The sequence below is a fragment of the Nitrospiria bacterium genome, assembly GCA_036397255.1.
In the GTDB taxonomy this organism is placed as follows: Bacteria; Nitrospirota; Nitrospiria; order DASWJH01; family DASWJH01; genus DASWJH01.
Genome location: DASWJH010000071.1, coordinates 1 through 12,339 on the forward strand (window position 1 = coordinate 1; position 12,339 = coordinate 12,339).

Genomic DNA, 12,339 nt, shown 5'->3' on the forward strand with positions numbered 1-12,339 from the left:
ATATCCCTGCCGCTTCAACACCCATATCTCCATGCATTCCTCCTTTCCGACCATCTCTCCCTCCCGTCTTCACAAGAAAGATCGATGGTACCCCTCTTTTATGAGGAATGCCCCTTAAAACTGGTACACTTTTCATGACCAGTGACAGGAGCCAGTTATGTCATTCCTTCCGCTGCAGCCAAGGCCGGTGTTCTAAATTAGACCCGGTCTTTGGCTGTGGAATGGGGAAAATTTAATATTAGGCTCAAGGCCATTGCCCCTGGGCCAACCCCAACCGAGGGGGCATGGAAAGCGCTCATGCCTGATTCAAAAGTGGAACAAATGACCCTCAATGGAGAATTCCCTTAAAAAGGTTTGGAAAGCCCAAGGAAATGGCTTTGCTGGCCTGTTTTCTAATATCCGATGCCGCGCGGCCTACCTAACGGGAAACTGCATCTCCATTGATGGAGGACAATCCCTTGCAGATAATCCCTTTAACCGTCTTGCTTAACAACAACCGGAAATAGTAAAGCAATACATGAAGAAACCATCCTATTTCTTTGATTTTCAGCTATTAAAAACCCTTTAAATAAAACCAACCCTTGATAAAAAAAGGAGTGGTAAAAAAATCCCAAAGAGAGAACCCATTTCGCAGGAATTTTCTCCCTTGCAATTTTTGCAGGAATAAAACTAAAAAGATAATTCTTACCTCCTTATTTTTTTTAACTTTTTAGTTTTGTCCCACAAAACCACTCCTTTTTAAAAACCTAACAGTTGAAAAATTTGCAGCTAGTAACCGTTATTTAACATTTCCTTTTCTTTAATTCTTTATATATCATTGTTTTTCTAGATATTTATTCCATTTCCTTTCTAAAACCTAATTGGCATAATAAATGCACTAAAAAAATCCGTTCTTTCCTAAACCTCATTTAATACTCAAAAACAAAAGTTACTTAAAATTAAACTCAAAAACGCTTAAGGGGAAAAAATGAAGGATGACCTTAAAAATAAAAAAACATCCGAGAAGGAAAAAATTCAAGCAAACCGCGAAAATACAGAGAAATCACTCTTAACACCTTTTTCAGAACCCAAAATGGGAAATGGGAATTGATTGAAATCTCCTTTTCCCTTAGCCTTTTATTATCTGTGATCATTCCAAAATGATCGCTTCTTTATTAGAAAAGATGATGATAGCCACCATGGGAATCTTTCTCCTGGGAGGCTTATTCAGCTTTTTGTTTGGAAAAACCGGGGCTCTCTCCCGGATTTTGGGGTCTTGGAGTGTCATTTTAGGTTCATTTTTGGGATTAGGTACCGCCCTAGGTTTTTTAATTTCTCAAACCTCTTTTACCATTCAATTTTTCACTTCTCTTCCTTTTCCCTTCAACTTTTCTGTGGATTTTTTGTCTTCTTTCTTTCTTTTCCTGATTTTTTTGGTGAGCTTAAGCATTGGTTTATACTCCTTGGGTTACCTTGTCGAATATGAAGGTAAATATCATTTGGGGGTTTTTGGCTTCAAATTAAACCTCCTCTTACTCTCTATGGTTTTCTTGGTCTGTTCTGGAGACGGAGTCACCTTTTTAATGGCCTGGGAATCCATGACCCTCCTTTCCTACCTTTTGGTGAGCACGGAAACGGACAAACCTGAATCCGTTCACGCCGGAAATCTCTTTCTGGTGATAAGCCATATTGGAACGGCCTTTATCTTTATTTCCTTCTTAGCCCTATTTTCCTTTTCCGGAAGTATGGGGTTTTCAGATTTCAAATCTACCTTTCAGGATATTTCGCCTTTTGATCGGAATCTTGTTTTTATCTGTTTTTTAATCGGTTTTGGAACCAAAGCCGGCGTCATTCCCTTTCATATCTGGCTCCCTGTGGCTCATCCCGCTGCCCCCAGTAACATTTCGAGCCTGATGTCGGGAATTATCATTAAAATGGGAATTTATGGGTTTGCACGTTTTTATTTTGATGTTCTGGGAATCGGTCCCGCCTGGTGGGGAGGATTGATTCTTTTCCTTGCATCCATCTCGGCAGTCTTGGGGGTGATGTATGCTCTCATGGAACATGACCTCAAACGGTTGCTGGCTTTTCACAGTATCGAAAATATTGGAATTATTTTGATTGGATTTGGTACGGCTTTGATTTTCAAAACCCATGGATTAACTTCTCTTTCCGCGTTGGCTTTTTTGGCGGGCCTCTACCATACCCTTAATCATGCTGTTTTCAAGGGACTCCTTTTTTTGGGGGCGGGTGCCGTCGTTTCTGCCGTCCACTCCAGGGATATGGAAAAAATGGGAGGCCTTATCAAACGGATGCCGACAACAGCTTTTTTTTTCCTGATCGGTTCACTTTCCATTTCCGCCCTTCCCCCTTTTAACGGGTTTATTAGCGAGTGGTTAATTTTTCAATCCTTATTGTTGAGTCTCAATCTTCCGGAGGGAATGGGGAGGATACTCATTCCCCTTTCCGGGGCTATGTTGGCTTTAACGGGAGCACTAGCCGCGGCTTGTTTTGTGAAGGCTTTTGGATTGACTTTTTTGGCCATGCCGCGCTCCCCCCAAACCCAACAAGCAAAAGAAGCCCCCATTTCGATGAAATTGGGTATGGGAATTCTTGCAATGGTTTGCCTTCTTTTTGGGATTTTCCCGGGATTTGTGATTTTTCTTTTAGATGGGGTGGTTTTGAATTTCATGGGAGTACATATTTTTCATGAGATTACGTCCTCAGGAGGTTGGATGATCGTACCGGTATACCAAGGTTTTTCAAGCCTTTCCCCGGGAGTCCTTTTAATGATTTTGTGTTCGGTTCTCTTAGCTTTATTTTTAATCGTCCTTATTTTTTTAAGGGATAAAAAGATAACTCAAGGGGAAACCTGGGCCTGCGGAATTCATGAGTTAACCCCGAAAATGGAATATACGCCAACAGGTTTTTCAAATGCCTTTCGCCAGATTTTTAGTAATATTTATCAACCCCGCCATGAAATTAAACAGAAAGGGACCAGTCCTCCATACGTGACACAGGAATTGTTATACTCCGGTGAAATTGAGCACCTCATTGAAAAATACCTTTACAAACCCCTTCTAAGTTATTTCCTGAAGATCGGAGAAAAAATCAAAGTGATTCAGTCCGGAAGCATTCATGCTTATTTGGCTTATCTTTTTTTAACCCTGGTTGCGGGATTGATTTACCTCACGGTTTCATTTTAAGAGGAAAAAAACATGGGTATTATTTTAATTCTTGGGAAAATGGTCATTGTGTTTGGAGGGGCTCCCCTTTTAAGCGGAATCATTAAGAAATTAAAGGCTCGGTTCCAATCCAGAAAAGGACCATCCCTTTTTCAACCCTACTTCGACCTGGCCAAACGATTCCAAAAGGATATGGTGATCTCAAAACATACCTCTTGGATTTTTCGGTTCACTCCTTTTATCGTCTTTTCATCCATGGCCACCGCCAGTCTCCTTGTTCCTGTTTTTTCTACAACCCTACCCTTGGGATTTTCTGGGGACATTATTGCGCTGGTTTACCTTTTCGCATTGGCTCGGTTCTTTACCGCCCTCTCGGGTCTGGAAGCGGGAAGTGCATTTGGGGGAATGGGCAGCAGCCGTGAAATGGTTATTTCCGCTTTGGCCGAACCCGCCATGATGCTGGCCATTTTTTCCGTCGCCCTATCCTCCGGAACTATCAGCCTTGGCCCGGCGATGGAAACCTTGGCAAACATGGGGACCGATTTGGTCAATCCCGCCCATGTTCTGGCATTTGGGGCCCTTTTTATTGTCGCCATTGCAGAAACAGGAAGAATTCCGGTAGACAATCCAGACACCCATCTGGAATTGACCATGATTCACGAGGGAATGCTCCTGGAATTTTCCGGGCGAGGACTCGCCCTCATGGAATGGGCGGCCCAAGCGAAACAATTCTTATTCATTGTACTTCTGGGTAATCTTTTTATTCCCATCGGCCTGGCCCCCCAATATGATTTTTCCGAAATAGGGGTCCCCATCGTTTTTTTTCTGGCAAAAATATTTTTCCTCGCTCTTATCATTTCGGTTGTGGAGTCCTCTTTAGCGAAGCTCCGTTTTTTTCGTGTCCCGGAATTATTGGGGGCTTCTTTTATTTTGTCCCTATTGGCTCTCCTCACTTTCTACATTGTAAAAGGTTAAATGGACATTTCCGATCCCATTTTGGCATCCAAAATAACCAATTTATTAGGAGCCACCATTTTAACAACAACGTTTTTGGTCGTAGGCTACCGGCGTTTAAGGGCCTGTGTAGGAGCATATGGTTTACATTCCTTTCTGTTGGCATGCGTGGCCGCTGAGGTAGGTTTTTTTACAGGGTTCGTCCATCTGTACATTGCAGCCTTATTAACCATTGTGATTAAAGTGATCATCATTCCCCGTGTTTTGAATCGAATCATTGAACGGATCAATGTAAAAAGAGAGGTTGACCTCTATGTAAATGTGCCCAGCTCTCTACTGATTTCCGGGGGACTGGCCATTTTAGCCTATTTTGTAACCCAGCCCATCGCGGGTTTGGGGAGCCTCATTACACGAAACTGTTTGGCTGTCTCTATCGCGGTGATGCTCATTGGACTTTTTATTATGATCACACGGGTTCAAGCCCTTTCCCAAATTATCGGCCTTTTAACCCTGGAGAATGGTCTATTTCTGGGCGCTATCGCTACTACCTATGGAATGCCTTTAATCGTTGAAATAGGAGTGTTTTTTGACGTCTTGGTTGGAGTTTTGATCCTGGTCGTTTTTATGAACCGAATCAACCAAAAATTTATAACCCTGGACACGAAAAGAATGAGGCAACTGAGAGGATAACTTGATGATTCTTACTTTACTCCTTTTTTCATTATTCATAACCGTTCTTTGCGGTATTTTTCGGTCCCAACAAAAACTGGAGGCAGTCAATTTTCTTGGAGCCGGAGGGATTCTTTTTCTTGGATTAAACCTGGTCGGTGAAGTGTATCAAAACCACGAGATATCGGCATTAAAAGGGTTGCTTCGGGTAGATGCCTTGGGAGCTTTTTTGGTTCTGGTCATTTCCATCATCACATTCACCGCCTCCATCTACTCCCATGGTTACATCCGGTCCGAACTGGGGAATGGGGATTTGGGAATCAGGAGAATGAGGCGTTATTATTTCTTACTCCACACTTTTATTTTCACGATTTTGTTGGTAGCCGTCAGCAACAACCTGGGAATTCTTTGGATTGCCATCGAGGCCACGACCCTGGCTTCTGCGGGGTTAGTCGGCCTTCGGTCCGAGCGGGAACCCCTCGAGGCCGCATGGAAATATATGATCATCTGCAGTGTCGGAATAGCCATTGGATTATTCGGAACAGTTCTCACCTATTATTCATCGGTCAACATTCTGGGGGAGTCGAGCGATGCCTTGAATTGGTCTACGCTGGCATCCATTTCTCACCAGTTGGATCCCAAAGTGATGAAGCTCGCTTTCCTCTTTATTGTCATCGGTTACGGAACAAAGGTGGGTTTGGCCCCTATGCACACATGGCTTCCGGATGCTCACAGCCAAGCACCTTCCCCGATTAGCGGATTGCTCTCAGGTGTACTCCTCTCCTGCGCCATGTACGGCATTTTAAGATTTTATATCATCACCAAAGGTGCCCTTGGACCGGCCTATCCTTCATCCCTTCTCCTCATGTTCGGTTTGGCTTCTTTAATCATGGCTGCATTTTTCCTTATCATTCAAAAAGATTTTAAAAGGATGTTAGCCTATTCCAGCGTGGAACATATGGGAATCATTGCGGTTGGCCTCTCTTTCTCAGTACCCTTGGGAACCTATGGGGCCATGTTGCATCTTTTTAACAATGCCATGGCAAAATCCATGATGTTTTTTGCTGCGGGGAACATTGTACTTCGTTACGGAACAAAGGAAATTGAAAAGGTTAAAGGGCTGGGCCGTCTCATGCCAGTAACGGGAACTGTTTTTTTATTAGGTGCTTTGGCAATGACAGGATCTCCCCCTTTCAGTTTATTTATTTCTGAGTTGACCATTCTGGCAGCAGGATTTTCCTCAGGAAAAATGATTTCCTCCCTGGTTCTTCTTTTTTGCGTGGTTCTGATTTTTGCCTCTATCCTTTATTATGTTAACGCCATGACCTTTGGAGTCCCTCCATCGGGCATTCAAAAGGGGGAATTGAGCCGATGGTCAACCCTGGCCATGTTGATGAATATGGCCTTCGTAATGATTTTGGGCTTTTATATACCCAAACCCTTAAATACACTGATTAACCAGGTCGTTCAGATCATTTCCGGGAGTTAAACATGAAAAATCCCAATTCCATCGAGGCTCTTCAAAAAACATTTCCCCATGAGATCCATTCCATGGAAATAAAAAACAACAATGAGATCTATTTAAAAATCGAAAAAAATGCCATTCCGGCAATGGCCAAATTTTTACATGATGACTCCTCCTGTCCCCTGATCAATATCATTGGAACCGATGAAAGAGTCCGGGACGGGATGTTCAAACTATATTTTGTCTTTTCGGATGATCGAAGGGACCTTTTTATCATTTTCCAAGTTGACCTTGAAAAAAATCACCCCGAATATCCTTCTATTACCCCCTTCATTCATGCAGCCAGTTGGTACGAAAGGGAAAACCAAGACCTTCTCGGAATTAAACCACTGGGACATCCCTATCCATTTCCCCTGGTTTTACATGCCCCAGGTCCAGATGGTTATTTCCCCTTGCGAAAAAATTTTGACTTCAAAGAATTTCCAATAAAAAGAAAAGAACATTGGAACCCTCCCCCGGTTTCAGGAGAAGGGGTTTTTGAAATTCCCGTGGGTCCGGTTCACGCGGGAATTATTGAACCTGGTCATTTCCGGTTCAGTGTCGTTGGGGACACCATTTTAAACCTTGCCGCCCGTTTGTTTTACAAACATCGCGGAATTGAAAAAAGGACGGAGGGAAAAACTTTTTTAGAAGCCCTCTTTTTGGTTGAACGGATTTCGGGGGTGGGCTCGTTTAGTCATTCCGCCGCTTATTGTCAAGCGCTGGAACGTCTTGCAGGAATCTCCGTCCCCTTACGGGCCGCATACTTGCGGACACTGTTTCTAGAACTGGAACGTCTTTATAACCACATTGGGGATGTGGGGAATCTGTGTGCCGGAACAGGTCTTATTGTTGGGAACGCCCAAGGAGCGATCCTCAAGGAACGTTTAATGCGGTTGAACATGAGCCTTACAGGTCATCGGTACCTTTTCGGAATCAATAAACCGGGAGGACTGAGAAAGGATATTTCCTCAAACCAGATCCGGGAGGTTTTAAAGACATTGGAAGTGGTGGAAAAGGAATTTTCAAACCTGTTGGGGTTAATATTGGCATCCAGTTCAAACCTGGACCGTTTGGAGGGAACGGGGATTTTAACCAAGGAAACGGCAAAAGACCATTCCGTGGTAGGGCCCGCTGGACGGGCTTCGGGAATTGACCGGGATTGTAGAAGGGACCACCCCCATGCCGCTTACAACAAAATCACTTTTTCGGTGCCCGTTTATCACTATGGGGATGTTTTAGCAAGAATGAAAGTCCGCGTGGAGGAGGTTCAACAATCCTTTCAGATGATTCGGCAGGTCCTACAAAACCTTCCCCCGGGGGAGATTGAAGGTGATCTTCCACCCATTTCCCCTTATCAAACCGGGCTTGGATTTTCCGAGTCACCCCGAGGAGAAATAATTCACTGGATCATGACAGGCCCCGATCAAACCATATTTCGCTTCAAGATCCGTTCTCCCTCCTTTTGTAATTGGCATGTGGTTCCCGAGACCGTGCCCGGAAATATCGTTCCTGATTTTCCATTAATCAATAAAAGTTTTGAGCTCTCCTACGCTGGCTGTGATCGTTAATAGATATCCCGCCAGCGAGCGGAAGCGAGCGAGAGGGGGAGGCCCGCCTGCCGGACGAGCAGGCTTCGTCCGGACCTCGGCGTGAGCTCGGTCGAACGCTTTGCCGGTGGAGGGGGCGACCTGCCGGCAGGCAGACGCGAGCCCCTAAAATAGAAAGGATTCTTCACGATGCTCAAATTTATAAAACAATCCATAAAAACGGGAATGGTAACCCAATCCCTTCCTGAGTTGAGGGAGGGTTTTTCAAAATTTAAGGGACTTCCCCTCATGGAACAGGTAATGTGGAATCCCGAGGTTTTTGAAAATTCGGTCAACCTTTGTCCTTCCGATGCTATGACATTTGATGACGGAAAAGAAGGGGAGCCTTCCAGGTTCCGGCTGTTAATGGGCCGTTGTATTTCATGCGGTCTGTGTGAAGAAGCTTTTCCAGAATTATTCCGATTGAGTGAAAGGCAGGACCTTTCGGTCCGTGACCCGAACGATTTAATTCGTACCATTTCTCCGGAAGAGAAAACCCCTGTCCTTACATACGAAAAAGATACTGAAAATGTTGGATTTAAGGTAAAAAACCAAATCCAAAAATTTTTCGGTAGATCCTTACACATTCGGGAGGTGGACACCGGTTCCTGTAATGCTTGTGAATGGGAAATTACGGCCTTGACAAACCCTTTTTACGATATACAGAGGTTCGGAATTGATTTTGTCGCTTCCCCACGGTTTGCGGATATGCTTTTGGTCACAGGGCCCGTTACCCGATCGATGGAAGAAGCCCTGTTAAAAACCTACGAAGCCACCCCAGATCCCAAATGGGTCGTTGCCGTTGGGGCCTGCGCCTGCGATGGGGGAATTTTTCCGGAAAACTATTCCACCATAGGGGGTTTAAATAAAGTGTTGCCGGTTGATGTGTTCATCCCAGGGTGCCCTCCCAGCCCCTTGGCTGTTTTAAACGGGATTTTCCTTGCTTTGGGAAAAACACAACAAAAAATAAAAAAAGGAATCCCGAAAGACTGAACTTTTTTTCAGGTGACAAAAAATGTTAATATATCTCCATGTTACGCGCGGATCCTGAACAAACCCTTTTTGGCCACATCCCTACCCGATTAATTATTTCGCTGGTCGTACTTCTTGCCCTGGTCCTTACCATTTTTTTGGTCCTGGGGATTCAGCATGAAAAAAACATCGTGGAGGATTTGATTAAATCCACCGAAATTCCCCCGGAAGGATTTTCAGGGTTGGGGAAATTCAGGGAAGATTTTATTAAAATCACGCTCATCCTCTTTTTGCTCGGAGGAATCGGCGTCAGTGTTATCGTCACCTATCAAAATTACCGTGAAACCAAAAAAGCGTTAGAACAGGTTAAAAGCCTAGCCCGAAACATTCTCGAGAGCATTCCCAATGGTATTCTTACCTTGGATAGAAAGGGAAGAATTACAGCTCTCAATCCACTGGCAGAACAAATTTTAAGCGTCAAGCCCATCAGTACTCTTGGGCAATCTTATAAGATTTTTTTTCCGGGAAACGATCCCATTCGAACCATCCTCTCTGAGGCTCTTGAAAAGGATCAATTTGTTCAGGATCAAAAAATAGACTATGTTTTACCCACCAACCCCAACGCCACCATCAGTGTCACCACTTCATTTCTTAAAGACAACCTTCAAAAAAACTTGGGAATCGTCCTCCTTTTAAAGGATATTTCAAAGCTTTCTATTTTGGAACAACGCTTACAGGTTTCTGAAAAACTTTCCGCCTTACATACTCTATCGGCCGGAATTGCCCACGAAATTAGAAACCCCCTGAGTGCCCTCGATTTAAATTTACAGCTTTTAGAAGAAGAAGTTTTCAAGAAAAAATCTCTCACTGACATTACTCGGAAATATTTTAATATCCTTCACACCGAAATTTATCGATTAAAGGAAATCTCGGATAATTTCATGAGGTTTTCAAAACCTTTACAACTCCAAATAAAGGATGTTAACCTTCCAAATGTTCTCCTTCACCTAAAAAATTTGTTGGAACATGAAGCGACGGAAAAAAAGATAAAAATGGACCTCCACGTTCCAGAAGACTTACCTCTTGTGAAAGGAGATGAAACGGAGATTAGCCAGGCCTTTTTAAACATCATCATGAATGCCTTTCAAGCCATGGAAGGGGGAGGAACCCTAAAAATAGGGGCACACCGTGTGGAAAATATGAAAGAACCATGGATTGAGGTTATTTTTTCCGATTCTGGGAACGGGATACCAAAAGCTTCCGTTCTCAGGTTATTTGAACCTTTTTTCACTACAAAAAAAGAAGGAACCGGCCTTGGACTTTCAATTGTTTACCGAATTGTCGAAGACCACCACGGTTCCCTACACCTAAAAAGCCAGGAAGGGTCTGGAACCACCGCCACCATTCGTTTACCTTGTTTCCAAGGATCAAAATAAAAAACCCAAGGTTAAAAAAATGAACGCAATAAAAATATTAATCGTTGATGACGAAATCAATATTAGAAACGCTTTGGCCACCATTCTTGAAAAATCAGGATACGATGTTTTAGCCGTAGAAAACGGTGAAAAAGCGGTCCTCCATTTAAGCAATTCAATATTTGATGTGGTTATTGTGGACCTCAAAATGCCCGGTATGAACGGAATGGAGGTGTTGCAGTGGATTAAAAGTCAAAAAATTGACTCTGAGGTCATTGTCATGACCGCCTATGGAACCGTAGAATCTGCAGTTGAGGCCATGCGCGAGGGGGCCTATGACTATCTTTCAAAACCTTTAGAACGAGACCGGCTTCCCATTACCATTGAAAAAGCGGTTGAGAAAAGGAAATTATCTCAAGAAAATAAAACGCTTAAGGAACGGTTAAACATTAAAGGGAAAATCGAACAGATCATCGGACAGAGTTTGGAGATGAAAAAAGTCTATGAAATGATTGAGATCCTATCGGGAAACGATGTGACGGTACTTATTTCAGGAGAGAGCGGAACCGGTAAGGAATTGGTCGCGAGGGCCTTACACCAAAACAGCCCAAGGGCAAACGGGCCTTTTATTACATTGAATTGCGGGGCCTTACCCGAAAGTCTTTTTGAAAGCGAGCTATTCGGCTATGAAAAAGGCGCTTTTACTGGGGCTAATATTAACAAACCGGGAAGGTTTGAATTGGCCCACAAAGGAACCTTTTTTTTGGATGAAATTGGGGAAATGAACCTTAAAAACCAAGTGGATTTCCTGCGTGTATTGGAAACGAAAGAATTTAGAAGACTAGGGGGAACGAAACAAATTCATATCGATATAAGAATGATTGCGGCAACCAACCGGGACCTTCAAAAGGAAGTGGAAGCGGGAAGGTTTCGAGAAGACCTTTACTACCGTTTAAATGTTATTCCCATCCATTTACCCCCCTTGAGAGACCATCGAGAAGATATTCCCCTTTTAATGGAGGTTTTTTTAAAAGAGTTTTCTAAAATTCACCAAAAAAATTTCCGGGGATTTTCTTCAGAAGCGCTTCAGCTAATGACAAATTATCATTGGCCCGGAAATGTCCGTGAACTCAAAAATATGGTTGAAAGGCTGGTTGTATTGGTTAAAGAGGAAACCATTTTACCCGAACACCTTTCTCCGGAAATCCAAGGAACCAAACTCGATAATAAAAAATCGGTTCTAACATTTCCAAAAACCTTAAGGGATATGGAGAAAGAAACCATCACACGGGTTTTAAAGGAAATAACCCATCACCGGGAAAAAGCCGCAAAAATTCTCGGAATAAGTCCCCGGGCCCTTCACTATAAAATCAAGGAATATGAAATTGAGCTTTAAAAAAAATTTCGATTCCAAGACAGGGATTTGAAAATAATTCTTGGGTGGAAAACCCCAAAAAGCCAACTTTCAGCAAAAACCTTTTTATAAGTTCAAGAAAACTCCATCCCTACAGAAATTTTAGACTGCTATTTTACCAGCAATTGCCCTCCCACATGTCCCTCGTGCAATTGGCAAAAATAGCGGTAAACCCCCGCTTGTCCTGGTTTGATGGTGATCTCTTTCGACCCTCCCGCTTTCACCACCTCTTTGACATCAAGCCCTTCTATGGTAAACCCATGGTCTTTGTCCACCAAATTATTCAGGTTCAGCTTGACCTCTTTTTCTTTTTAAACAATGAGGGTTGAAGGCAACCAAATATTCCCCCCTTTGCCAACCAAAGCAGACAGTAATTTAAATTCTTCGCCGGCCTGAACGGTCAGGGGGAAAATGCAAAGGGAAATCAGGAAAGCGCCAACAAAGTTTGTCAAGTTTGGGGTCGTTTGGGGTCAAATCTGCTCTTGGCTCATCTGTTTGGGGTTTGGGGTCAAATCTGGTTTGGGGTCAAATCTGCTCTTGGCTCATCTTTGAATTTTTATCCTTATTTCCTCAAACCGTTTTGCTGTCCTTCTATCCTTCTCCATCTCCCTGCCCATCCTTCCAATGACACTGCTTACCCCTGAATATCCATCCATCC

9 protein-coding genes and 1 pseudogene are annotated in these 12,339 nt (G+C 43.4%); 9 read left to right on the forward strand and 1 reads right to left on the reverse strand.

Annotated elements, in window-relative coordinates; genetic code table 11:
• Window positions 1-331: 331 nt before the first annotated feature.
• From VGB26_09260 to VGB26_09300, 9 genes are all read left to right on the forward strand, one after another.
• Complete coding sequence (locus VGB26_09260; protein ID HEX9757976.1) at window positions 332-490, forward strand: hypothetical protein; 159 nt, start codon at window positions 332-334, stop codon at window positions 488-490.
• Between the two features lie 649 nt (window positions 491-1,139).
• Window positions 1,140-3,185 (forward strand): hydrogenase 4 subunit B, encoded by a 2,046-nt coding sequence (gene hyfB, locus VGB26_09265; protein ID HEX9757977.1) that lies wholly within the window; start codon window positions 1,140-1,142, stop codon window positions 3,183-3,185.
• A gap of 12 nt (window positions 3,186-3,197) precedes the next feature.
• Entirely contained in the window at window positions 3,198-4,139 is a 942-nt protein-coding gene (locus tag VGB26_09270) for an NADH-quinone oxidoreductase subunit H (GenBank protein ID HEX9757978.1), read from the forward strand.
• Entirely contained in the window at window positions 4,140-4,808 is a 669-nt protein-coding gene (locus tag VGB26_09275; protein HEX9757979.1) for a hydrogenase, read from the forward strand.
• Between the two features lie 4 nt (window positions 4,809-4,812).
• Window positions 4,813-6,276, forward strand: coding sequence for a hydrogenase 4 subunit F (locus VGB26_09280; protein HEX9757980.1), 1,464 nt, complete (start codon window positions 4,813-4,815; stop codon window positions 6,274-6,276).
• Between the two features lie 2 nt (window positions 6,277-6,278).
• Window positions 6,279-7,862 carry an NADH-quinone oxidoreductase subunit C gene (locus VGB26_09285; GenBank protein ID HEX9757981.1) on the forward strand — a complete coding sequence of 528 codons (1,584 nt, stop codon included), beginning with the start codon at window positions 6,279-6,281 and terminating at the stop codon, window positions 7,860-7,862.
• A gap of 168 nt (window positions 7,863-8,030) precedes the next feature.
• On the forward strand, window positions 8,031-8,873 hold the full coding sequence (gene nuoB / locus VGB26_09290; GenBank protein HEX9757982.1) for an NADH-quinone oxidoreductase subunit NuoB: 843 nt from the start codon (window positions 8,031-8,033) through the stop codon (window positions 8,871-8,873).
• 38 nt (window positions 8,874-8,911) lie between these two features.
• The gene (locus tag VGB26_09295; protein HEX9757983.1) at window positions 8,912-10,288 is read left to right on the forward strand and encodes an ATP-binding protein; all 1,377 of its coding nucleotides are present in this window, start codon (window positions 8,912-8,914) and stop codon (window positions 10,286-10,288) included.
• A 19-nt stretch (window positions 10,289-10,307) separates the two neighbouring features.
• Window positions 10,308-11,663, forward strand: a complete 1,356-nt coding sequence (locus VGB26_09300) for a sigma-54 dependent transcriptional regulator (GenBank protein ID HEX9757984.1) — start codon at window positions 10,308-10,310, stop codon at window positions 11,661-11,663.
• A gap of 128 nt (window positions 11,664-11,791) precedes the next feature.
• Here the strand turns inward: VGB26_09300 and VGB26_09305 are convergent.
• A pseudogene (locus VGB26_09305) lies at window positions 11,792-11,977 on the reverse strand (cupredoxin domain-containing protein).
• Between the last annotated feature and the right edge of the window lie 362 nt (window positions 11,978-12,339).